The organism is Luteibacter sp. 621 (assembly GCF_050435445.1).
In the GTDB taxonomy this organism is placed as follows: Bacteria; Pseudomonadota; Gammaproteobacteria; order Xanthomonadales; family Rhodanobacteraceae; genus Luteibacter.
Genome location: NZ_JBNDKI010000006.1, coordinates 42,614 through 63,541, shown reverse-complemented (window position 1 = coordinate 63,541; position 20,928 = coordinate 42,614). Strand labels below are relative to the sequence as shown.

The 20,928-nt window shown below is 64.9% G+C and carries 21 protein-coding genes and 1 pseudogene; 8 read left to right on the top strand and 14 right to left on the bottom strand.

Annotation, left to right across the window (positions count from 1 at the left end):
- Positions 1–202: 202 nt before the first annotated feature.
- Positions 203–1,129: a Nudix family hydrolase gene (locus ABIE56_RS08820; protein ID WP_429243436.1), complete on the bottom strand. Its 927-nt coding sequence runs from the start codon at positions 1,127–1,129 to the stop codon at positions 203–205.
- The gene (locus ABIE56_RS08815) at positions 1,129–1,617 is read right to left on the bottom strand and encodes a dihydrofolate reductase (protein ID WP_429243435.1); all 489 of its coding nucleotides are present in this window, start codon (positions 1,615–1,617) and stop codon (positions 1,129–1,131) included. The genes ABIE56_RS08820 and ABIE56_RS08815 overlap by 1 nt, the downstream gene beginning before the upstream one ends.
- Before the next feature lie 203 nt (positions 1,618–1,820).
- On the opposite strand from ABIE56_RS08815, the gene ABIE56_RS08810 reads away from it, so the two are divergent.
- Positions 1,821–2,366 (top strand): DUF4142 domain-containing protein, encoded by a 546-nt coding sequence (locus ABIE56_RS08810; RefSeq protein WP_429243434.1) that lies wholly within the window; start codon positions 1,821–1,823, stop codon positions 2,364–2,366.
- Between the two features lie 7 nt (positions 2,367–2,373).
- On the opposite strand, the gene ABIE56_RS08805 is transcribed toward ABIE56_RS08810, so the two are convergent.
- Together ABIE56_RS08805 and ABIE56_RS08800 are read right to left on the bottom strand one after the other, a co-directional pair.
- The gene (locus tag ABIE56_RS08805; protein ID WP_429243433.1) at positions 2,374–3,393 is read right to left on the bottom strand and encodes a hypothetical protein; all 1,020 of its coding nucleotides are present in this window, start codon (positions 3,391–3,393) and stop codon (positions 2,374–2,376) included.
- 136 nt (positions 3,394–3,529) lie between these two features.
- A complete protein-coding gene (locus ABIE56_RS08800) occupies positions 3,530–4,402 on the bottom strand; it encodes a LysR family transcriptional regulator (RefSeq protein ID WP_429243432.1) in 873 nt (290 codons plus the stop codon).
- Positions 4,403–4,495: 93 nt separating this feature from the next.
- Between ABIE56_RS08800 and ABIE56_RS08795 the strand changes: the two are divergent.
- Positions 4,496–5,503, top strand: a pseudogene (locus tag ABIE56_RS08795) (NADH:flavin oxidoreductase/NADH oxidase); the annotation flags it as partial.
- A gap of 231 nt (positions 5,504–5,734) precedes the next feature.
- On the opposite strand, the gene ABIE56_RS08790 reads toward ABIE56_RS08795, so the two are convergent.
- Entirely contained in the window at positions 5,735–6,310 is a 576-nt protein-coding gene (locus tag ABIE56_RS08790; protein WP_429243431.1) for a TetR/AcrR family transcriptional regulator, read from the bottom strand.
- Between the two features lie 255 nt (positions 6,311–6,565).
- Between ABIE56_RS08790 and ABIE56_RS08785 the strand changes: the two genes are divergently transcribed.
- Positions 6,566–7,993: an amidase gene (locus ABIE56_RS08785; protein WP_429243430.1), complete on the top strand. Its 1,428-nt coding sequence runs from the start codon at positions 6,566–6,568 to the stop codon at positions 7,991–7,993.
- Positions 7,994–8,081: 88 nt separating this feature from the next.
- On the opposite strand, the gene ABIE56_RS08780 is transcribed toward ABIE56_RS08785, so the two are convergent.
- From ABIE56_RS08780 to paoA, 4 genes are read right to left on the bottom strand one after another with little or no spacing between them, the layout of a single operon-like run.
- Positions 8,082–9,104, bottom strand: coding sequence for an XdhC family protein (locus tag ABIE56_RS08780; RefSeq protein ID WP_429243429.1), 1,023 nt, complete (start codon positions 9,102–9,104; stop codon positions 8,082–8,084).
- A complete protein-coding gene (gene paoC, locus ABIE56_RS08775) occupies positions 9,101–11,296 on the bottom strand; it encodes an aldehyde oxidoreductase molybdenum-binding subunit PaoC (protein WP_429243428.1) in 2,196 nt (731 codons plus the stop codon). Before paoC ends, ABIE56_RS08780 begins: the two co-directional genes overlap by 4 nt.
- Positions 11,293–12,249 (bottom strand): FAD binding domain-containing protein, encoded by a 957-nt coding sequence (locus ABIE56_RS08770; RefSeq protein WP_429243427.1) that lies wholly within the window; start codon positions 12,247–12,249, stop codon positions 11,293–11,295. The genes paoC and ABIE56_RS08770 overlap by 4 nt, the downstream gene beginning before the upstream one ends.
- On the bottom strand, positions 12,246–12,863 hold the full coding sequence (gene paoA, locus ABIE56_RS08765; protein WP_429243566.1) for an aldehyde dehydrogenase iron-sulfur subunit PaoA: 618 nt from the start codon (positions 12,861–12,863) through the stop codon (positions 12,246–12,248). Before paoA ends, ABIE56_RS08770 begins: the two co-directional genes overlap by 4 nt.
- A gap of 290 nt (positions 12,864–13,153) precedes the next feature.
- Between paoA and ABIE56_RS08760 the strand changes: the two genes are divergently transcribed.
- The 4 genes from ABIE56_RS08760 to ABIE56_RS08745 are packed head-to-tail and all read left to right on the top strand — an operon-like array spanning position 13,154 to position 16,955.
- Positions 13,154–14,152 carry a sulfate ABC transporter substrate-binding protein gene (locus tag ABIE56_RS08760; protein WP_429243426.1) on the top strand — a complete coding sequence of 333 codons (999 nt, stop codon included), beginning with the start codon at positions 13,154–13,156 and terminating at the stop codon, positions 14,150–14,152.
- A gap of 2 nt (positions 14,153–14,154) precedes the next feature.
- Positions 14,155–14,979: a sulfate ABC transporter permease subunit CysT gene (gene cysT, locus ABIE56_RS08755; protein WP_429243425.1), complete on the top strand. Its 825-nt coding sequence runs from the start codon at positions 14,155–14,157 to the stop codon at positions 14,977–14,979.
- Positions 14,976–15,839, top strand: a complete 864-nt coding sequence (cysW, locus tag ABIE56_RS08750) for a sulfate ABC transporter permease subunit CysW (RefSeq protein WP_429243424.1) — start codon at positions 14,976–14,978, stop codon at positions 15,837–15,839. Before cysT ends, cysW begins: the two co-directional genes overlap by 4 nt.
- Positions 15,840–15,848: 9 nt before the next feature.
- On the top strand, positions 15,849–16,955 hold the full coding sequence (locus tag ABIE56_RS08745) for a sulfate/molybdate ABC transporter ATP-binding protein (protein WP_429243423.1): 1,107 nt from the start codon (positions 15,849–15,851) through the stop codon (positions 16,953–16,955).
- Positions 16,956–17,037: 82 nt separating this feature from the next.
- Here ABIE56_RS08745 and ABIE56_RS08740 read toward each other — a convergent pair whose 3' ends face one another.
- From ABIE56_RS08740 to ABIE56_RS08725, 4 genes are read right to left on the bottom strand one after another with little or no spacing between them, the layout of a single operon-like run.
- Positions 17,038–17,931, bottom strand: a complete 894-nt coding sequence (locus tag ABIE56_RS08740) for an NAD(P)/FAD-dependent oxidoreductase (protein ID WP_429243422.1) — start codon at positions 17,929–17,931, stop codon at positions 17,038–17,040.
- A 1-nt stretch (position 17,932) separates the two neighbouring features.
- On the bottom strand, positions 17,933–18,382 hold the full coding sequence (locus ABIE56_RS08735; protein WP_429243421.1) for an RrF2 family transcriptional regulator: 450 nt from the start codon (positions 18,380–18,382) through the stop codon (positions 17,933–17,935).
- 42 nt (positions 18,383–18,424) lie between these two features.
- Positions 18,425–18,892 carry an N-acetyltransferase family protein gene (locus ABIE56_RS08730; protein ID WP_429243420.1) on the bottom strand — a complete coding sequence of 156 codons (468 nt, stop codon included), beginning with the start codon at positions 18,890–18,892 and terminating at the stop codon, positions 18,425–18,427.
- The gene (locus ABIE56_RS08725; protein ID WP_429243419.1) at positions 18,889–19,305 is read right to left on the bottom strand and encodes a rhodanese-like domain-containing protein; all 417 of its coding nucleotides are present in this window, start codon (positions 19,303–19,305) and stop codon (positions 18,889–18,891) included. Before ABIE56_RS08725 ends, ABIE56_RS08730 begins: the two co-directional genes overlap by 4 nt.
- Before the next feature lie 65 nt (positions 19,306–19,370).
- Between ABIE56_RS08725 and ABIE56_RS08720 the strand changes: the two genes are divergently transcribed.
- Positions 19,371–20,378 (top strand): helix-turn-helix domain-containing protein, encoded by a 1,008-nt coding sequence (locus ABIE56_RS08720; RefSeq protein ID WP_429243418.1) that lies wholly within the window; start codon positions 19,371–19,373, stop codon positions 20,376–20,378.
- A gap of 59 nt (positions 20,379–20,437) precedes the next feature.
- On the opposite strand, the gene ABIE56_RS08715 is transcribed toward ABIE56_RS08720, so the two are convergent.
- Positions 20,438–20,917, bottom strand: coding sequence for a DMT family transporter (locus ABIE56_RS08715; RefSeq protein WP_429243417.1), 480 nt, complete (start codon positions 20,915–20,917; stop codon positions 20,438–20,440).
- Positions 20,918–20,928 lie beyond the last annotated feature (11 nt).

Sequence of the window (20,928 nt, the reverse complement as noted above, 5' to 3'; positions counted from 1 at the left end):
TGCGCGCCCGTGTGTGATCTGGACCCATTACGTTGCCGTGCGCGGGGCCCCGGGCGCTTGTAGGAGCGGGGGGGGGGGGGGGGGGGGGGGGGGGGGGGGGGGCGCCGCCCCCCCCCCCCCCCCCCCCCCCCCCCCCCCCCCCCCCCCCCCCCGCTCCTACACAAAGCCCGTCTACGCGAAAGCGCAATGACGCCACGAGCGGTTACATGAAGCCGGTGATGCCGGCGACACCTTGCCCGGCATGCATGCGCGCCATGGGCAGGTCGGCTGGGCCAAGGCCACCGAGGGCGTAAACAGGTAACGATGCGTTCTCGGCCCATTTCGCGAAGCGGGGCCAGCCCAGAGGCGCGGCATCCGGGTGGCTGGCCGTACCCTCCACGGGCGATAGCGTGGCGAAGTCGCAACCGAGCGCCGAGGCGAGCGCCAGCTCGTCCGGGTCGTGGCACGACGCTCCGACCAGCTGACCCAGCGGCAAGGGACGCTGCTTCAGCTCGCGAAGCTGAGCCGATGAGAGGTGCACGCCCGTCCCCAACGCTAGAGCGCCTTCGACATCCCGGCTCAGTAGCAGTCGCGCACCGAACCGGCCAAGCTCCGGTAGCAGGCCCTCGGCACCTGCCCTTGCTTCGCCGGGCGTTACACCAGGCAAACGCCACTGCAGCAGCCTTTCACCCCGCGCCAGCGCGGCACGTAGCAACGTCGATGCGTGGGCGACCGATGCGTCGGCGGGGGTAATGGGATAGTGCTCCGGCAGGCGCAGTGCAGCCAGGATGGGCCGGTCGGCCGGCGCAAGCATGGCCGGATCGATATCCCACGGCAGCCGCCACGCAATCGCGGCCGCATCCAGGGCCCGCGGCTCTCCAGTCCAGGCACGTACCACCACGGCTTCCAGCAGCATGCTGCGTTCGCCATAGGTCCAGGGCACCCGGATCAGGTCCTCGAACGAGAGCGGATCCACCGCGATGCCGAGCTCTTCATCCAGCTCGCGCTCCAGCGCAGCCAGCGGGGCCTCGCCGGGCTCGACCTTGCCGCCCGGGAATTCCCACATGCCCGCCAGGTGCTTGCCGGGCGGGCGCTGGGCAATGAGGATGCGTCCGGCGCCATCGAGGAGGACGCCGGCCATCACGTGCATCAGACGTTCCTGACGTATTCGACCATGTCGAACGGGTGCGCGTGGGTCTTATCCGCCTTGTGGTGGACACGCGAGACCTCTGCCCATTCCTTGAAATCGATGCCGGGGAAGAACACATCCGCGCCATCCACCGCGGCATACACCCAGGTCAGGTACAGCGTGCGTGCGTAGGGCAGCGCCTCGCGGAACACCTCACCGCCGCCGATCACCATCAACCCGGTGTGGCCACAGCTGGCCTGTGCCTCGGCGATGGAACGCACCGTGATCTGGCCCGGGTACGGTGCCTCGCCCTTGCGGGAGAGCACGTAGTTCACGCGGTTCGGCAGGGCGCGGCCGATGGATTCAGCCGTCTTGCGGCCCATCAGCACGGACTTGTCGGTGGTCAGGGTCTTGAAGTAACTCAGGTCGTCGGGAAGGTGCCAGGGCAATCCGCCCTGCTTGCCGATGGCAAAGTTTTCGTCGAGCGCGGCAACCAGGTGGACGGCCATGGAACTTCCTTTCGCAGAAATGTGAGGAACCGGGCGCAAGGCCCGTGCGATGCAGATAGTAGTCCTAGGAATGTGATGGTGGAACAAAACATGCGTTTGAAGATGCATGGCCGGCGATTGTGACGGTGCCCTGCCCTGCGGCTGCACACCCTGTTGATGCCGGCGGTGGCACACCCGGTTGCACCCATCAGCGGGAGTTCGCCATGACCATGTACCGCGCTTTCCTCGCCGCCATGCTTGCCTCCATGTGCTCCACCGCCGCGTTTGCCCAGGACACGCCGCAAGGCGCGCCCACGCCGGATGCCGCCTTCGTCAAAGCGGCAAGCGCCGCAGGCCTCGCGGAGATCGCACTGGGGCAGATGGCCACGAGCGAGGGCAAATCCGACGCGGTAAAGACATTCGGCGAGCGGATGGTCACTGACCACACCAAGGCCAACGCCGATTTGAAGGGCATTGCCGACACCAAGGGTCTTCAGGTTTCCACGTCGGTCACGACCCAGGACGACGCGGCAAGCAAGGCCATCGGTGCGAAATCCGGCGACGCCTTTGATAAGGCGTTCGGGCAAAAGATGATCATGGACCATCGCAAGGCGGTGGCGTTGTTTGCCAGGGAGGCGACCAGCGGCAAGGATCCGGAACTGAAGGCATTCGCGGAGAAAACGCTGCCGACCCTGCGGGAGCATCTGGATATGGCGCGCAAACTGCCCGGTGTCACGATGACCCACGCGGCAAAAACCGAAACACCCTGAGAGGGCGCTACGGCTGCGCCAGCGCCTCGTCGAGACCTCGCGCGCGGATCACCATGCGCCGCGCTTTCAGGTCGATGGTCGTCGCGTACCACGGGTGCGCTGGCGCCTCACTGCTGGTGTCCTCGAATACCCGGCCGTCCGCCTGACGACCGCGCAATATCACGAAGATCGCGCCGTCTGGCAGTGCGACGTCGCGCGTTCCGCCCCACGCCACGTCACCCACCGGCAGCGGAACGCTCGCCTCTGCGCCGGTATCGCCAGTGTTTACCCGTGCGGTAGCATCGAAGCCGCCAACGGTGCTCGGGATCACCGCCAGCGCCAGGGTGTAGTGCACGGGGGCGGGATCGGGGCGGAACCAGGCCATCATCGCCGCCCACCATGGCTGCGACGGATAGGTTGTCAGCGTCATCGGCACGTAGGCCAGGACATGCCCGTGGGCAGACGCGGCCAGCACGCAATGAAAGCGAAGCTGCTCTGCGCCGGCGTCGCGCAACTCGCAGGGCTTGCCCTCCACGTTGAGTTCAGGCCCATGGGCATCCAGGGCATGGCCGGTAACGACCAGCTCCACCGACGCCGCGGTGGCTGGCGCCACCACATAGCGAGGACTGAAGTCCGTAATGCGAGGGAAGCGATAGGTCGCCGCGAGCGTACTGAGCAACGCATCGGCCTGGGCCAGCATGGCGGTAGCCTTCTTGCGCGGATAGCGCTCGCTGCGGCGCATGTCGTCGGCCGCGTTGAGCGTGCCGTTCAGAAAAGACTGCTGCACATCGTTGAGGTCACCGACCCATTTGCCTTCAGTCGCTGCGCCAACGGCAGCAAGCTGCGGCACGAGCAGCTCCGCGTTCTGGCGCGCAATGAAGGCGCCGATGCCGAATTGGCCGCCGGCGTCGCGGATAATCTGCGCGGCGGCACCGTGGGCTTCTTCCAGTACGGACGCGACCGTGCGCGGCCCAGGCGCATCCGCATCGCCCGCGACCACCGCGGATGTACACGCCAGCACGCACCACCCAAGGCAGCGCTTGTCCATGAGACCTCCCCAGCCGGTCCGTCCTGGCCGGTGGGATCACTCTCCGCCGCTACCAGACGGTTCGCAAGCAGGCGTACGTGAAGGGCATGGCGCGAATGTGGCCAGCCGCGAGCAACACGCTGTGGCGGCGTGCGAATCAGTCCTTCGCGAGCCGCAGGTGCAGTTCGTCGACCACATGGCGCGCCCGGCGTGGCAGCTCCCATTCGGCGCGGTGAATGAGCCACAGGGTTTCTACCACCGCCCGGTCGGCGTCGAGTACCCGGATGGCATCCTGCCGCGCAAAGGCCCGCCGGGCATGGCGGGGCAGGACGCTGAAACCGAGCCCGCGGGCCACCGGCTCGAGGATAAGGGCGATCTGATTGGTAAAGCCCGTCACCGGCACTTCGCCGAGGCGCTTGCCCGGGTAGCGGCGAGCAAGAAGGCGCGTAGCCATGGACTGGCCATCCGGGTGGTCAATGAAGCCGAGCCGCAGCAGGTCGTCCCATCCGCTCACAACGGCCTCTACCGGAACGACCAGCTCGAGCGCTTCCTCGCAGAAGCGCTCTACCGCCAGTCGCTCATCATCTGGCCGGCGCGAGACGATGCCCATGTCGAAGCGATTATCGAGCACGGCCTGCAGCACGTCCTCCTCCGGAGCGAAGCGATGTCGAATCACGAGGCCCGGCGTTTCGCGCTGGATATCGAGCAGCTTCGGATAGGTCGAGAGCCCGACGCTGCCCGGGGTAATGATCGATACGACACCATCCAAGGCATCAGCGTCGGACAGGCGTGATGCCAGGCAGCGACCCGCACGGGCCACTTCCTCACTGTAAGCAAGCAGCGCGTGCCCCGCCGGGGTGAGTTCTACGCCACGCGGCCGCCTGATGAGCAATGGCCCGAGCTGCGTTTCCAACTGGCGGATGTGCTGGCTTACGGCAGCCTGGGTCACCTCAAGCGCTTCCGCAGCGCGGGTGAACGTGCCTTCGGCAGCCAGGGTAGTGAACGAGCGGAGCCATGCCGGGTTTAGCATAACGAATTCTTATAAGAACCATTAGTTGATCGCGCTTCTTATTATAGTCCTCACCCCCTATCTTTGGCGCATTCTGTTGCCCAAGGTGCATCCATGGCCGCCCTGTTCACCCCCTTCACCCTGAAGGACGTCACGCTCCGCAACCGCATCGCCATCCCACCCATGTGCCAGTACCGCGCCGAGGATGGCTTCACCAACGACTGGCACCAGATCCACTACCCGGCCATTGCGCGCGGCGGCGCGGGTCTGGTGATCGTCGAAGCAACCGGTGTCTCGCCCGAGGGCCGCATCACGCCGGCGTGCCTGGGCATTTGGGACGACGCGCATGTCGAGGGCCTTGCCCGCATCGCCTCGTCGATCAAAGCGTCTGGCGCGGTGCCGGGCATCCAGATTGCCCACGCCGGCCGCAAGGCCAGCGCAGAACGCCCCTGGGAGGGCGATGACCACATCGATGCGGCCGATCCCCGCGCGTGGGAAACCATCGGACCGTCCGCGCTCGCCTATGGCCGCGGCCTGCCGCGTGTGCCGCGCGCCATGACCCTGGATGACATCGCCCGGGTGAAGGCGGATTTCGTGGCCGCCGCCAAGCGTGCCCGCGCCGCCGGCTTCGAATGGCTGGAATTGCACTTTGCCCACGGCTACCTGGCGCAGAGTTTCTTCTCCGCTCACTCAAACCAGCGCGACGATATCTACGGTGGCAACGCGGAAAACCGCGGCCGTTTCCTGCTGGAAACGCTCGCTGCGGTACGCGCCGTGTGGCCGGAGAATCGCCCCCTGACCGCGCGTTTCGGCGTGCTTGAGTACGACGGCCGCGATGAGGAAACGCTCGCCGAGTCGATCGAACTGGTGCGCAAGATGCACGGCGAAGGTCTCGACCTGCTCAACGTCAGCGTGGGTTTCACCCTCCCCGAGACGAACATCCCGTGGGGCTCCGCGTTCCTCGGCCCGATCGCCGAACGCGTACGCCGCGAAGCGGGCCTCCCTGTCGCATCCTCGTGGGGCATTGATGATCCGCACGCCGCCAACCGCGTCGTCGCCGATGGACACATGGACCTGGTGATGATCGGCCGTGCGCATCTCTCCGATCCACATTGGCCGTACAAGGCCGCCATGGCGCTGGACGTGCCGCGCCCGTCGTGGACGCTCCCGCCATCGTATGCGCACTGGCTGGAACGCTACGCGCCGATGCGTGCGTAACCCGCACGGGCTGGATACCTACGCACGACGATACCTGTAGGAGCGGGGGGGGGGGGGGGGGGGGGGGGGGGGGGCCCCGCCCCCCCCCCCCCCCCCCCCCCCCCCCCCCCCCCGCTCCTACAGGGGTTTGCGACCCTATTCCGGTAGCAGGCCGGCGGTCTGGTAGTTCTTGATCATCGCGTCATAAAGCTTGATGTCGTTACGGCCGCGCGCCATGAGCTGCGCGCCGGCCACCGCGGCGAAGATTGCATGCGCGCGTTTCTTCGCATCCTTGGCACCGACGATGCCCGCCTCGACCAGCGTCTTGGCTAGCCATGCGACATTCACGTCGGTAAACACCTCAACTTCTTTCTTGACCACATCGGGCAGGTCATCGAACTCGGCGGTCATGAAGCTGCACAGGCACATGCGGTTTTCGTTGGCGAGTGCCGCGCGGAACGTGCCCGGATACTTGCGCAGGCGCTCTGCGGGATCGATGAATCGCGCCGTTATCGCTTCCAGCCCCGCAGCGGCGTCTTCCCAATAGCGCCGGGCCACCGCGGTAGCGAGATCCGCCTTGCTTGGGAAATGGTGGTAAAGGCTTGCTGCCTTGATGCCGACATCATCCGCCAAGCCGCGAAGATTCAATCCGCCGTACCCATGGGCCTGTGCCATCAGCGTCGCCGCCTCAAGGATCGTGTCCTTGGAATTCCTGCCTGCCTGACTATCCACGAGCCGTACCCTCGATGACATGAACCGGCCTGGGGACGAGGCGGTTCACTGGTTTAGCCCGCGCACAGGGCACTAGCCCTTTGCCGGGCCGGATCAAACTTTCGAAGCCATTCTCTCAAAAGCCGGAAGAAGGGCCAATTCACGCGGGAAAACCCGTTGACGCGACCCATTGCCAGGCGTATCGTTTTCCCTAACAAACGTTAGGTAGGCGCGCGACCTGACCTTGTTGCCTCCCCCTCAACGCTGAGAGATCCCATGAATTCCGGACTCGTTTACCAGGACGCGACAAAGCTCGCCGACCTGATCCGCACCAAAGAGGTTTCGCCCGTCGAAGTGATGCAGGCGCACCTGGAGCGTATTGACGCTGCCAACCCGCACCTCAACGCCATCGTTACCGTTGCCGAGGACGCCATGAAGGCGGCCAAGGCTGCTGAAACGGCCGTCATGGCCGGCGTTGGCCTGGGGCCGCTGCACGGCGTGCCCTTCACCGCAAAGGATTCGTTCGACACCGCTGGCGTCTTGACCCAGCTAGGCTCCCCCATCTTCAAAGGTCGCATCCCCGATAGCGATGCGACCAGCGTGGCCCGCATGAAGCACGCCGGTGCCATCCTCCTTGCGAAGACGAACCTACCGGAGTTCTCGTACTGGATCGAAAGCGACAACCTGCTTTCGGGCCGAACGTTGAATCCCTGGAACAGGGACCGTACACCGGGCGGCTCCAGCGGTGGCGAGTCCGCGGCGGTGGCGGCAGGCATGTCGCCTATTGGCCTCGCCACCGACGTCACTATATCTGTACGCGGCCCCGCCGCTCTAACGGGCGTCGTTGGGTTCAAACCGACCCACGGGCGCATTCCCATGACGGGCATCTGGCCACGGGTACCACGCCGGCTATGGCATGCAGGCCCGATCGCCCGCTCGGTCCGCGATGTGGCTCTTGCCTATTCGCTACTGGCTGGGCCAGATGGGGCCGATGGTTTCTCCGTCGCCCCTCCCCAGTTCGATACGGGTGTTGGCCCAACCCTGGGGCGCCCGTTGCGCGTAGGCTGGCTGGTCGAGCCGGGGTTTGGCCTGGTGGATAGCGATGTGGCGGCGACCGTGCAGGCCGCGGCCGAAGCCCTCAAGAACGCAGGCCTTACCGTCGATCCGGTGCGCATTCCTGTGTTGGAAGAAATCAACGCTTTGGAAACCGTGTGGAAGCTGCAGGCGATGGAAACCAAGCCCGCCTTCAAGGCGGCCACGCGCGGACACGAGGACCTGATTTACAAGCATGTGCAGGCCGTCTTTGACACGCCGGATACGTCGATTGAGGACTTTGTTCTGGCAGAGCAAAAGGTCGAGCAAATGCGCGATGGGTTCGCCCAGTATTTCCAGCGCTATGATGCGCTGCTTTGCCCGGTGACGCCGGTGCCAGCACACGGCCACGATGCGACCGAGTTCGTCATCGACGGCCAGACGGTCTCGGCCCTGCATGTCATGGATGCCACCGCTCCACTCAGCGCCACGGGGTTGCCGGGCCTGACCCTGCGATTCGGCACGAGTCGTGATGGTCTTCCGATCGGCGTGCAGTTGGTCGCACCCTGGCTGGCGGAGTCGACGATCCTGCACCTGGGCGCCCTGTTGGAGCTCATGAGCCCGGTACGCAACCAGCACCCCAGCCTGGCTGCCATGGGCATGGCGGCCTGATAGCGATGTTGAGGAGTGCGCTTGCACGCGATGGGTGCTTGCCGCAAGCCATATCGTGCGCAAGCGCGCTCCTACCGTGTTCGCGGTGTTAGTGGATCGGGCGGCCGGTGTGGCTGAGGGCGAGGCCATCGCGGTTGTGCCGCGTGGCCATGATTTCGGCGACGATGGAGAAACCGATTTCGCGGCTGGTGTTGGAACCGATATCGAGACCGGCGGGCACGCGCAACGCGGCGGATGGCACGGCACTGGCGATCGTACGGGCACGGCGCTGTGAACCGAGGGCGCCGAGATAGAAGGCACCGAAGGCCGCCCCAGCGCGCAGATAGGCGATATCCCTATCCAGGTTGTGGGTCATGCTTACCAAGGCGGTAGAGCGATCCAGCCGCACCGTAGCCGCGAGGTTCTCGGGCCGGGCTTCAACCGCCCACCACCCGGGTAAGTCCAACGCCATCTGCGCCAGGCGGTCGGGCGATGTATCGACGATGATGCCCCGCCAGCCCAGGCGCGCGGCAAGGGTCGCCAACTCGACGGCTTCATGACACGCGCCAGCGACGACGAGCGACACTGGCGCATCAAAGGTCTCGATTAGCCGGGTGCCACCTTCCCATGACTCGCTTTGAGCGTTGTCGCGCGTGGTAGCCAGGCCATCGGCCTGCAGCGCCGTGCACTGGCGCGAAGGGGACACTGCCGCCGGCGACGCCGGAAAATGGGTAACGATCTGGAAGGCCTGGCTTGAGGCGAGCAGCGCATCCAACGCATCCACGAAGGCCGGTACTGCCGGCTCAAGCGGTTCGATGGCCACTTCAAGCTCTCCGCCGCAACCCGCCTCCAGGAGCACATCCAGACCCTGCTCGGCGTTAAACGCTGCATACGCCAACTCGCCTGTCGCCATGACCTGCAGGGATCGCTCGACGATCGCCCGCTGCGGGCAACCGCCAGCCAGCGGGTTCACGATGCTGCCATCGGGCCGCACAAGCATGGCGGCACCCACGCGACGGAAGGTTGACCCCGACGTGTGCACAATGGTGACCAGCGCTGCACGCTTATCCGAAGCGTTGGCCAGGCTCCGCCACGCGGCTGCCAACCTGCGTAACTCGTCGTATGACTTCATGCAGCCGGTAGCTTGTCCAGGAGTTTATCGAGGGTCACTGGGTAATTCCGCACGCGCACGCCCGTCGCGTTGTAAACCGCATTCGCCACGGCGGCAGCAACACCGCACAGGCCTAGCTCGCCTACGCCCTTCGCCTTCATCGGTGACGACACCGGATCGGCCTCGTCCAGGAAAACGACGTCCTGATGCGGGATATCCGCATGCACAGGCACCTCGTACCCCGCAAGATCGTGGTTCACGAAGAACCCGAGTCGCTTATCGACCACCAGCTCCTCCATCAAGGCAGCCCCCACACCCATGGTCATCGCGCCGATGACCTGGCTACGCGCCGACTTGGGATTGAGGATACGCCCTGCTGCGCATACCGCCAGCATCCGGCGGACGCGGATTTCGCCGGTGGCCGCATCGACGCCGACTTCGACAAAGTGCGCGCCGAACGTCGACTGCTGGAACTTCTTCGCCAGATCCCCGTACTCCATGCTGTCTTCGGCGACGAGTTCTCCGCCTGCGGCCGCTTCCGCGATGGCCCTGCTCCTGCCGCCAGCAGATATTTTGCCGTCCTCGAACACAGCGCCTGCCGGGTCCATGCCCAGCGCGCCAGCAACCGCTTCGCGCAACTTCACGCAGGCTGCATAGACGCCCGCCGTCGAGCTGTTGCCGCCCCACTGGCCGCCCGAACCCGCCGAAACAGGGAACGAGGAGTCACCGAGCAGGACGGTGACCTGCGCCATCGGCAGGCCCAACATCTCGGCGGCGGTCTGTGCGATGACGGTATAGCTGCCCGTACCAATATCGGTCATGTCGGTTTCAACTGTCGCCCGGCCATCCTTACCAAGGCGTACACGGGCACCCGACTTCATGACGAGATTGTTCCGAAATGCAGATGCCACGCCCATGCCGAGCAGCCAACGGCCATCGCGCCTGGCACCCGGCGTGGCGGAACGTTGGTTCCAGCCGAACCGTTCGGCACCGGTGCGCATGCATTGCACGAAATTGCGCTGGGAGAACGGGCGCTCCGGTTTCTCCGGATCCACCTGGGTGTCGTTGAGCACGCGAAAGTCCACGGGATCGAGTTTGAGCTTTTCAGCCATCTCGTCCATGGCGATCTCCAGAGCCATCAGCCCCGATGCCTCGCCGGGCGCGCGCATGGCGTTGCCTTCGGGAAGATCCAGCGTGGCCAGCCGGGTAGCCGTCATCCGGTTCGCACCCGCGTACAACAGCCGGGTCTGCTGCACGGCCGTTTCCGGACCACCGCCCGCCAGATCGCCCGACCACCCTTCGTGACCGATTGCGGTGATCTTGCCGTCGGGGGTTGCGCCGATGCGGATCCGCTGGATCGTAGCCGGACGATGCGTTGTGTTGTTAAACATGACCGGGCGCGGCAGAGCAACAGCCACGGGACGGTTTGCCGCCTTCGCACCCAGCGCCGCGAGGATCGCGTCCGCCCGGACAAACAACTTTCCGCCGAAGCCGCCGCCAATGTAGGGCGATATAAGGCGAACGTCATCCGGCGACAAACCCAGGGTCGTTGCCACATCGCCTTTGCCCCAATGGATCATCTGGTTGGAGGTCCAGATCGTGAGCTTGCCGCCTTCCCATGCGGCGATGGAGGCGTGCGGCTCCATCATGGCGTGGGAATGGTCGGGCGTCGTGTAAGTGGCATCGAGCTTCACGGGCGCCGCGGCATACGCACCCGCAAAGTCGCCCACGGCCGTATCTGGCTCGCCATCATCGGGCTTTACCGCCGCGGCCTTCGCCACCGTGAGATCGAATGCCCCCGGCGTACGCGCGTAGTCCACGCGAACCAGCGCCGCGGCCGAGCGCGCCTGCTCAAACGTCTCTGCGACGACGACGGCCAGCGCCTGGTGGTAGTGCTGCACGTCCGGCCCACCCAACAGCATGGCGGTGTTGTACTTGCCTTTGGCGAGCTTGCCCGCCTCTTTGGCAGTCACGATGGCGAGCACGCCTGGCGCCACCTTCGCACGCGAGGTATCGATCGATACGACGCGGCCCTTGCCGATGGTGGCCGGCACGATGTAACCGTAAGCGTGCACGGGAACCGCATCATGCCGTTCGTAGGCGTAACGCGCCGTGCCTGTGGTCTTCAGCGGGCCATCGATACGATCATGCGGCTGGCCGACCACCTTGAGGCGATCGATGGGGTTGACGGTGGCGGGCGTCTCGAATTTCATGCGCCGGTCCTCGCTTCATTCATCACCGCGCCGAGGGTGCGTTCCACGAGCGTTGCCTTCATCGCGTTCTGCGGGGTCGTACGTGCATCGGCCAACAGAACCGATGACACGGCCTTCGCGCCCTCCTGCATGCGGGCATCCGCTGCCTCGGACCGCCAGGGCATGGGGGCCACACCGCCGAGCGCGACACGACCGCTGCCGTCCTTCTGCACCACCGCTGCAACCGAAACAAGCGCGAAGGCATAGGACGCACGATCGCGAACCTTGTGATAGATGTGCACGCCGCCTAGTGGCTTGGGCAGCGTGACTGCCGTGATCAGCTCAGCCGGCGCCAGTACGTTCTCGATGTGCGGCGTGGAACCGGGGAGTTTGTAGAACCCCGCGAGGGGAACCCGCCTCACCTGCCCGCCCGGCTGGATGGTCTCCACCGTGGCATCGAGCGCGCGCATGGCCACGGCCATGTCGCTGGGATGCACGGCAATGCATGAGTTGCTCACACCCACGATCGCGTGCGACCGGCTGAAGCCGCCAAGCGCGGCGCAACCGCTGCCGGGAAGCCGTTTGTTACACGCCTGGTGCGTGTCGTAGAAATACGGGCAGCGCGCGCGCTGCAGCAAGTTGCCCGCTGTCGTAGCCTTGTTGCGCAACTGGCCCGAAGCGCCAGCAACGAGGGCGCGCGCGAGCAGAGCATAATCGCGCCGCACACGGCTATCCGCCGCGAGGTCGGTATTGCGAACGAGGGCACCAATGCGAAGACCGCCCTCCGCCGTGGGCTCGATCGTATCCAGACCCAGGCCGTTGATGTCCACAAGGTGCTCAGGTGCTTCGACCTCGATTTTCATCAGATCCAGCAGATTGGTACCGCCGGCGATAAATTTCGCATTGCGCTCCTTCGCGACAGCAGCGGCCGCCTGGGCCGGATTCGTTGCCCGCTCGTAAGTGAAGGGCTTCATGCCTGGCTCCCGGCAAATTCGCTCACCGCCTCGACGATGTTCGAGTAGGCCCCGCAGCGGCAAATGTTGCCGCTCATGCGCTCGCGCAGTTCGGTGGTACTGAAAGCCGCCTTCGCCGTGATATCGGCGGTGGCGTGGCTCGGCACATCGCGGTGGATTTCATCCAGGGCGCCCACCGCGCTACAGATCTGCCCAGGCGTGCAATACCCGCATTGGTACCCATCGTGCTTAACGAAGGCAGCCTGCAATGGGTGCAGTTTCTCTGGTGTACCCAGGCCCTCGATGGTGGTGACCTTCGATCCCTGGTGCATCACCGCGAGCGTCAGGCAGCTGTTGATCCGCCGGCCATCGACCAGCACCGTGCAGGCACCGCACTGGCCGTGATCACAGCCCTTCTTGGTGCCGGTAAGGTGCATATGCTCGCGTAAGGCATCAAGCAGCGTGGTTCGCGTATCGAGCGCGAGGGTGGATTCCTTCCCATTGACCTGCAGGACCACCTGGTGCATGACAGGCGCCCTGCCGCCATCAGGGGTAGCTGCCCTGGCCACGAACGGGGGCGTGACGGCCACCGTGGCCGAAACCGCCGTGAGCTTGAGAAAACCACGACGGGAGATAATCAGGGGGTTATTCGTATCCAAGGCGTTGCCCTCATGCCGGCGGGTCTGGGGTATCGCACGCATTGCCATCCTACCCTTTGCTGCGTCGCCGGACTGTCATGAATTCCCGCACGAAGCGTTGAAATTCCCTGTAGAAGCAGCCCTACGCGCGGTCGACCGACTGGCCAGCACCCATCTCGCGCAAGTGCTCTCCTACAAACCCTGCCATTTCACGCCGTACTGACACGCCACCCCGCTTCATCGATACTCCCCCAAGCCCCTAACCCTGCTAAGCAAGGAGCATGGCGATGAAGCTGCGCCCCATCCTGCTATCTCTCGCGGCCGCCGTCGTGGCGCTGCCCGTGATGGCCAAAGACATCACACTGCTGAATGTCTCGTACGATCCTACCCGCGAGCTTTACAAGGGAATAAATGCCGCTTTCGCCGCCGACTGGAAGGCGAAACACGGCGACAGCGTGACGATCCAGATGTCGCACGGTGGCTCTGGCAAGCAAGCCCGGGCCGTTGTCGATGGCTTGCCTGCCGATGTCGTAACCCTGGCGCTGGCCTACGATATTGATGCGGTGGCCGACCGGGGGCTGCTCGGCAAGGACTGGCAATCGCGCCTGCCCGATAACGCATCGCCCTATACCTCCACCATCGTCTTTCTCGTACGCAAGGGCAATCCGAAAGCGGTCCGCGACTGGGGCGATCTGGTGAAGAACGGTGTCCAGGTCATTACGCCGAATCCCAAGACATCGGGTGGCGCGCGCTGGAACTTCCTTGCAGCATGGGGCTATGCCCTTAAGCAGCCCGGCGGCAATGACGATAAGGCCAAAGCCTACGTAAAAACGCTATTCCAGCACGTCCCAGTGCTCGACACAGGCGCACGCGGCGCCACGAACACCTTCACCCAGCGCGGCATCGGCGATGTGCTCGTGGCATGGGAGAACGAAGCCCTGCTCGCCAAACAGGGCCCGGGTGGCGACCAGTTCGATATCGTGATCCCGTCGGTGACGATCGTCGCCGAGCCCCCGGTAGCGGTGGTCGACAAGAACGCCGCCGCCCACGGCACGCAAGAGGTCGCAGATGCTTACGTAAAGTTCCTGTACTCGCCGCAGGCGCAGGATATCGAAGCGCGTAACTTCTACAGGCCACGCTCACCCGAGGTCGCGGCGAAGTACGCCGCGCAGTTCCCCAAGGTGAACACGTTCACCCTCAACGAGGTGTTTGGGGACTGGCGCAAGGCGCAGGCGAAGTTCTTTGCCGAGGGCGCGATCTTCGACCAGATCGGCCCGGGCAACTGAGCATGCGGCGGCGCGTATTGCCCGGCTTCGGGTTAAGCCTTGGCTATGCCGTCGCGTACCTGGGCCTCATTGTCCTTTTACCGCTGGCTGCGCTGGCCTGGAAAGCCTCGGATGTCGGGTTCGCCGGGATCCTGAAGCTGCTCTCTTCGCCACGTACGCAGGCGGCATTGAAGCTCAGCTTCGGCGGTGCCCTGATCGCCGCTTGCGTCAACGTGGTCATTGGCCTGGCGGTGACATGGGCGCTGGTTCGATATCGGTTTCCCGGGCGCCGCATCCTGGATGCGCTTATCGACCTGCCGTTCGCGCTTCCCACCGCCGTCGCCGGCATCGCGCTGACGGCCATCTACGCGCCGAACGGCTGGCTTGGGCGCTGGCTGGTGCCATGGGGTATCCAGATCGCCTACACCCCACTCGGCGTACTCATGGCTATGGTGTTCGTCGGCTTCCCCTTCGTGGTGAGAACGCTTCAGCCGGTGCTGCAGTCGCTGGAGCAGGACGTGGAAGATGCTGCCGAGAGCCTGGGGGCGAGCGCACTGCAGACGTTCCTGCGCGTGATCCTTCCCACGCTGGTACCCACCCTGCTCACGGGCTTCGCGCTCGCGCTGGCACGCGCCGTCGGTGAATACGGCTCGGTCATCTTTATCGCAGGCAACATCCCGCTGCGCTCGGAGATCGCGCCGCTGCTGATCGTGCAAAAGCTGGAGGAATTCGACTACGCGGGCGCCTCGGCCCTCGGTGTGGTCATGCTGGCGTTCTCGCTGGTGCTCCTGGTGTTGGTATCCGCCGTGCAGCGCTGGACGCGGCGGTGGGCGGAGCCATCGGCATGAGGCCGCGCCCGGACAAACGCCGTGCCGGCGTCGCGCGGCGGCTGGGCCGCGCGTTCATCATCGTGCTGGCCAGCCTCTTCCTATGCCTGTTCCTGGTGGTACCGCTGGCCTCCGTGTTTGTCGAAGCCTTTCGCCAGGGCGCGCACGCGTTCGTCGAAAGCCTGGACCAGGCCGAAGCCGTGGCGGCGATTCGGCTCACCCTGCTGGTCGCGGTGATCAGCGTGCCACTCAACGTGGTCTTCGGCATCGCGGCGGCCTGGGCCATGACCCGCTTCGAATTCCGCGGCAAGGCACTCCTCGGGGCGTTCATCGATTTGCCGCTCTCGGTATCGCCCGTGGTTTCTGGCCTGCTGTACGTGCTGATGTTTGGCGCCCAGGGTTGGTTCGGTCCGTGGCTCACGGCGCATGGCATCCAGATCATCTTCGCCGTGCCCGGGCTGGTGCTTGCCACCATCTTCATCACCCTGCCCTACGTGGCGCGCGAGTTGATCCCCTTGATGCAAGCGCAAGGGAGCGAAGAGGAAGAGGTGGCACGCGTCCTCGGCGCGAGCGGCTTGCAGACGTTCTTCCGGGTCACGCTGCCCAATATCCGCTGGGCACTGCTCTACGGCGTACTGCTTTGTAACGCGCGCGCCATGGGCGAGTTCGGTGCCGTGTCGGTGGTCTCCGGGCACATCCGCGGGCTCACGACCACCATGCCACTGGAAGTCGAGATGCGTTACAACGAATACAACTACGTGGGCGCCTTCGCGATCGCCAGCCTGCTCGCCCTGCTGGCACTGGTTACGCTGGCGGTGAAATCCTTCCTGGAATGGCGCTACCACAATGACTTGGACACGACGGCGCCACGGCGCCGCTGAGAACGGCTGATGACACTTGCCCTGCAACGGTTGACCCGCCACTTTGCCGACCTCGCGGCGCTTGATGACGTGAGCCTCGATATCGCCGATGGTGAGTTCCTTGCGCTGGTCGGGCCTTCCGGCTCGGGCAAGACCACGCTACTGCGCATCCTCGCCGGGCTCGACTACCCAGATGCGGGCACGGTCACCCAGAATGGCCACGATTTCCTCGCGGCGACGGCACGCGAGCGCAACGTTGGCCTCGTGTTCCAGCACTACGCCTTGTTCCGTCACCTCACCGTGCGCGAGAACGTGGCGTTCGGCCTGCGCGTGCGCCCCCGGCGGCGCAGGCCGTCGCGTAGCGATATCCGCGAGCGAGTCGATACCCTGTTAAAACGCGTGCAGCTGGGCGAGTTGGGCGACCGCTACCCTAGCCAGCTTTCCGGCGACCAGCGCCAGCGTGTTGCGCTTGCACGCGCATTGGCCATCGAACCCGATGTGTTGCTGCTGGATGAGCCCTTCGGCGCCCTCGATGCGCAGGTGCGCACCGCTCTACGCCGCTGGCTACGCGAGCTACACGAAGATCTTGGCCTCACCACGGTCTTCGTGACCCACGACCAGGAAGAAGCCCTGGAGCTTGCCGATCGTCTCGTCGTGATGAACCGCGGCCGCATTGAGCAGGTCGGTCCGCCGCACGTGATCTACCAGGATCCGGCGACGCCGTTTGTCTGCGAGTTCATCGGCCGCACCAACCGCATTCCGCTCGAGCGTCACGACGGCCTATGGGTTACCGGCGCGTGGTCAACACCCGCCGCCACAGCGCACGGACGCTTCACCCACGCGGTGGCGTATATCCGGCCCGAACATCTCTCGCTCGCGGTGCCCGAAGGACAGCCCGCCTGGGATGCGCGCCTTCGCCACATTTATCTCGCGGGGAGCGTCGCTCATCTCGATATCCAGGTGGCGGAAATCGACCAGACGCTGGAGGTGGATGTGGCCAGCGAAGACTTAGGGCGGCTTTCCCTGCAACCGGGCGCGCAGCTACGCATCGCACCGACCGCGATGGTGGCCTTCCCGCTCGATGGCAGCCACGCCGTGCAGCCCATCGCCGGCGAACGCTGGGTGCTCCGCACCTGACCTGTAGGAGCGCGCTTGCGCGCGATGGATGCTTGCCACACGATCCATCGCACGCGAGCGCGCTCCTACACGAACACGTCGATCAGACCATCAAGGATTGATGGGCGCCCACGCCGGCCAACGTACCTGAGGCCATCGCAAGGCTGGCGTTATGCATCGCCTGCGCGCTGTCGCCGGCGGCGTACACACCCGGCACGCTGGTGGCCTTCCAGTCATCCACTTCAATGTACGGCCCCATCATGCCGTCGGCGATCGTGCACCCAAGCTGCTCGGCGAGCGGGCTGGCGATGCTTACGCGCGGGGCGACGAACAGCGCGCCCATGTCCAGTAAGCGGCCATCGGCGAGCATCACGCCGTTCAGGCCCGGCGCGTCGCCGTGCAACGCCACGATAGGGGTACGCTCGATGCGCACACCGCGGCTTACAAGCAACGCGAGTTCTTCGGGTTCCGGCTCGAACTCGCCCTGGGTGAAGAAGGTTGTCGGGCCCCAGTCGGGCAACATCTTCGCTTGATGCCACGCGTGTGGCGAAGCGGCCAGCACGCCGATCTGACGATCGCGCACTTCGTAGCCGTGGCAATACGGGCAGTGGATAACCGTGTTGCCCCAGCGATCCCAAAGGCCATCGATCGCGGGCAAATGATCTTTCACACCGGTGGCCAGCACCAGCCGTTTTGCCGATTCGCGACTTCCGTCGGCGAGCGTGACCTGGAAGCCTTGCTCCAGCGGCTCCGCCTTCACCGCCTCCGCGTCCATGAACGCCGCGGTGGGGTAAGAAAGCAATTGCCGTGTCGCCTCCTGAACGATGGCCCGCGGCGGCTTGCCATCGTGCCCCACGATGCCATGCGCCGCTTTGGCGAAGCGGTTGCGTGGCGCGGCCGCATCAATCACCAGGACGCGGCGGCGCGCACGCGCCAGCTGGATAGCAGCCGCCTGGCCGGCAAAACTGCCGCCCACTACGATCACATCGAAAGACATTTCAGGCTCCCTTGAGTTTGTGGCCTGTAGTGGCCGAAATCCGCTGCACGCGCTGCGCAAGATCGGCCAGGGTGAGGCTCGCGAGGCGCGCTTCCAACACGCGCTCGGCCTCGGCCAGCGCATCATCGACGGCATCGATCACCGCGCGCTCCACGAGACACCCGGGTGATTCCTCGCGTACGGCAAACGGCAGGATTCGCTCGCCGAGGGCGCGCTGCACGTCGACGAGCGCGATGTCGGCTGCCGGCCTGGCCAGGCGCCAGCCGCCGCCGTGCCCCTTGTCGGAGCTGACGATGCCTGCATCGCGGAGGCCGGCGAACGTGCGCCGGATAACGACAGGGTTGGTTTCGACACAGGCGGCCATTTCGGCCGAGGTCATTGGGCTGCCATCTCGCTCGGCCATATGCAGGAGCACGTGCAGGGCGACGGAAAGGCGATCGTTACGCTTCATGTAACTAACACTATTACATGAAATCCGCCAAGGCAAGCTACCTCAGTTTCCGCGGGTATTTCCAAGCGGCCCTAACGAAAGCTTGAACCGCTCGCGTGCCTCTCCGCGGGCACCCATCGCCTGATAAAACCCGATCGCTTGCGTATTCCACACGGGCGTGACCCACTCCATGACCACGCAACCCGCCTCCCGCGCATCGGTGGCCACGGCATTGATCAGTGCTTTGCCCATCCCCTCGCCTCGCGAATGCGCGGCGAGATATAGGCAGTCCAGGTTGAATTGCTTCGCGCCGAGCCAGGTGCTGTACGCCACGCTACCCGAGGCGTAACCGACGACGGCGTCGTTCTTTTGCGCGACCCACGCCCACAGCACCGGGGTGGGTCCGAACAAAGCATCCGCCAAAGCATCGTGGCTCGGCAGCCGGGGGAGCGGAGCGCTTTCGTACACCGCATGGTCCCGTATCAACGGAATGATGGCCTCGATATCCGCGGCGAGCGCACGCCGTATCATGCGGATTCCGCCGCTGCTCCCGGTGTTTCGAGCGCAAACCCTTCATCCAGCCAACCCGTGACACCGCCAATCATTAACTTGACTGGCAGGCCGAGCGCCGCGAGCCGCGCCGCCGCCTTATCGGCGCCGTTGCAGTGCGGGCCCGCGCAATACACGACGAACCGGGTATCTGGTGCGAAGGCTTGCATCTTGCTCGCCACGATCTTGCCGTGTGGCAGGTTCTGCGCGTGGGGAAGGTGCCCCCGCTGATACAGATCGGGTGAGCGCACGTCGAGCAGGACGAAATCCGCAACGCCATTCGCCAGCGAGGCATGAACATCCCAGCAGTCGGTCTCGAAGTGCAGCTTGCTCTGGAAGTGCACCAGGGCTGAGGCCGAGTCGGCCGCGTTGAATTGAAAGGCGGGGCTAGGCATGTGGGTGCTCCGGGTAGGTGATAGCCATAGTGTCCGCTCACCAGCGAACGGGATACACTGGCAGCATGGACAAGAAGCGGTGGAAATCTGCCAAGCTGCAAGCTCCTCATCGGGTGGTCGCCCTCGCCTATCCCAACCTCTGCCTGTTCGAATTTGGCATTGCTGCCGAGTTGTTCGGCTTGTCCCGGCCAGAAATTACAGCGCCGTGGTATGCCTTCCACGTGGCGGGTGTCAGCAAGAGTGCACGCACCGCCATCGGCAACCTGCAGGTGGGCGCCCAGGGCGGGCTCGATCTGCTGGATGACGCCGATACCATCATCGTGCCCGGCTGGAGCGGGCCCGAGGTGCTGCCAGGCAAGGCACTGAAAGCCGCCATGCAGCGCGCCGACGCGCGCGGCGCACGCTTTCTGTCCATCTGCTCCGGCGCGTTCCTCCTCGGGCACTGCGGCATTCTGGATGGACGCGAAGCCGCCACGCACTGGCGCTACGAAGCGCTTTTCACGCAGCTCTTCCCCAAGGCGCAACTGGTGCGGGATGCGCTTTACGTGGAATCGGGCCGGGTCATCACCTCCGCGGGAAGCGCTGCTGGCATTGATGCCAGCCTGCACATCATCCGGCAGGACCATGGAAGCCGTATCGCTAACCAGGTCGCGCAGCGGCTTGTGATGCTTCCCCACCGCCAGGGCGATGCCCGCCAATACGTGCCGGCCGCGGTCGTCGAACGCAGACACGATCGTTTCGACGGCATCTTCGATTGGGCCAGGGCCAATCTCCAACGGGCCATCACCGTCGACGACATGGCAAGCGTCGCGGCGATGAGTGCCCGTAATTTCCACCGTCGTTTCTGCGAGACAGTGGGCGTCACCCCGGCTACCTGGGTTCTGGAGGAACGCCTGCGACACGCGCGTGCCCTGCTCGAAGAGAGTAACGGCGGCCTGGGTGAGATTGCCGAGCAATGTGGCTTTGCATCCGTCGAAACGTTTCGCTCAGCCTTTCGAAGGCGTATCGGCATTTCCCCATCGGCCTACCGCGATAACTTCGGGCAGGTGGCGTCGGCTACGACACCCTTGTAGGAGCGTGTTTGCACGCGATGGGTGCTCGCGACAACCGTTCGTCGCGCGCAAGCGCGCCCCTACATGTCCACGCATGGTCCGGCATTCTCGCGCCGCAACCGGGTATTGCTTCGGTAGATCAACACCAGCGCAACCGCGAGCAGCGCCATCGCCGCGTAGCGTGCGCCATTCAACCTGATAACTGTATTGCCCAGCCAACCGAAGTGATCGATAAGAAGGCTCATGAGCAACTGGCCACTGATGACGGCGACAGTCGCCGCCGCGGTCCCGATCCGCGGAATGGCAAACACAATCACCAGCATGTAGACGACGCCAAAGAACGCGCCGGTGATCTGCCAACGCGGCACGCTGAAAAGTGTGAACGCATGATGTGGCTCAAACAGGAATGCGTAGAGAAAACTCAGCATGGCGCCAAGCGTGAATGTGAGCCAGGCACTCTCGAGCACGCCGACATGGGAACCAAGGCGGCCGTTGATCGCCGATTGCGCACAAAGCGTCGCCCCACTAAGCACGACGAGAAAGATCATGAGAAGCAGCATGAAGCGATTCC

Bases quoted from the DNA above. Each gene is read 5' to 3' on its own strand.
- ABIE56_RS08820 (WP_429243436.1), bottom strand. From the start codon at position 1,129: ATGCACGTGATGGCCGGCGTCCTCCTCGATGGCGCCGGACGCATCCTC.
- ABIE56_RS08815 (WP_429243435.1), bottom strand. From the start codon at position 1,617: ATGGCCGTCCACCTGGTTGCCGCGCTCGACGAAAACTTTGCCATCGGC.
- ABIE56_RS08810 (WP_429243434.1), top strand. From the start codon at position 1,821: ATGACCATGTACCGCGCTTTCCTCGCCGCCATGCTTGCCTCCATGTGC.
- ABIE56_RS08805 (WP_429243433.1), bottom strand. From the start codon at position 3,393: ATGGACAAGCGCTGCCTTGGGTGGTGCGTGCTGGCGTGTACATCCGCG.
- ABIE56_RS08800 (WP_429243432.1), bottom strand. From the start codon at position 4,402: ATGCTAAACCCGGCATGGCTCCGCTCGTTCACTACCCTGGCTGCCGAA.
- ABIE56_RS08785 (WP_429243430.1), top strand. From the start codon at position 6,566: ATGAATTCCGGACTCGTTTACCAGGACGCGACAAAGCTCGCCGACCTG.
- ABIE56_RS08780 (WP_429243429.1), bottom strand. From the start codon at position 9,104: ATGAAGTCATACGACGAGTTACGCAGGTTGGCAGCCGCGTGGCGGAGC.
- paoC (WP_429243428.1), bottom strand. From the start codon at position 11,296: ATGAAATTCGAGACGCCCGCCACCGTCAACCCCATCGATCGCCTCAAG.
- ABIE56_RS08770 (WP_429243427.1), bottom strand. From the start codon at position 12,249: ATGAAGCCCTTCACTTACGAGCGGGCAACGAATCCGGCCCAGGCGGCC.
- ABIE56_RS08760 (WP_429243426.1), top strand. From the start codon at position 13,154: ATGAAGCTGCGCCCCATCCTGCTATCTCTCGCGGCCGCCGTCGTGGCG.
- cysT (WP_429243425.1), top strand. From the start codon at position 14,155: ATGCGGCGGCGCGTATTGCCCGGCTTCGGGTTAAGCCTTGGCTATGCC.
- cysW (WP_429243424.1), top strand. From the start codon at position 14,976: ATGAGGCCGCGCCCGGACAAACGCCGTGCCGGCGTCGCGCGGCGGCTG.
- ABIE56_RS08745 (WP_429243423.1), top strand. From the start codon at position 15,849: ATGACACTTGCCCTGCAACGGTTGACCCGCCACTTTGCCGACCTCGCG.
- ABIE56_RS08740 (WP_429243422.1), bottom strand. From the start codon at position 17,931: ATGTCTTTCGATGTGATCGTAGTGGGCGGCAGTTTTGCCGGCCAGGCG.
- ABIE56_RS08735 (WP_429243421.1), bottom strand. From the start codon at position 18,382: ATGAAGCGTAACGATCGCCTTTCCGTCGCCCTGCACGTGCTCCTGCAT.
- ABIE56_RS08730 (WP_429243420.1), bottom strand. From the start codon at position 18,892: ATGATACGGCGTGCGCTCGCCGCGGATATCGAGGCCATCATTCCGTTG.
- ABIE56_RS08725 (WP_429243419.1), bottom strand. From the start codon at position 19,305: ATGCCTAGCCCCGCCTTTCAATTCAACGCGGCCGACTCGGCCTCAGCC.
- ABIE56_RS08720 (WP_429243418.1), top strand. From the start codon at position 19,371: ATGGACAAGAAGCGGTGGAAATCTGCCAAGCTGCAAGCTCCTCATCGG.
- ABIE56_RS08715 (WP_429243417.1), bottom strand. From the start codon at position 20,917: ATGCTGCTTCTCATGATCTTTCTCGTCGTGCTTAGTGGGGCGACGCTT.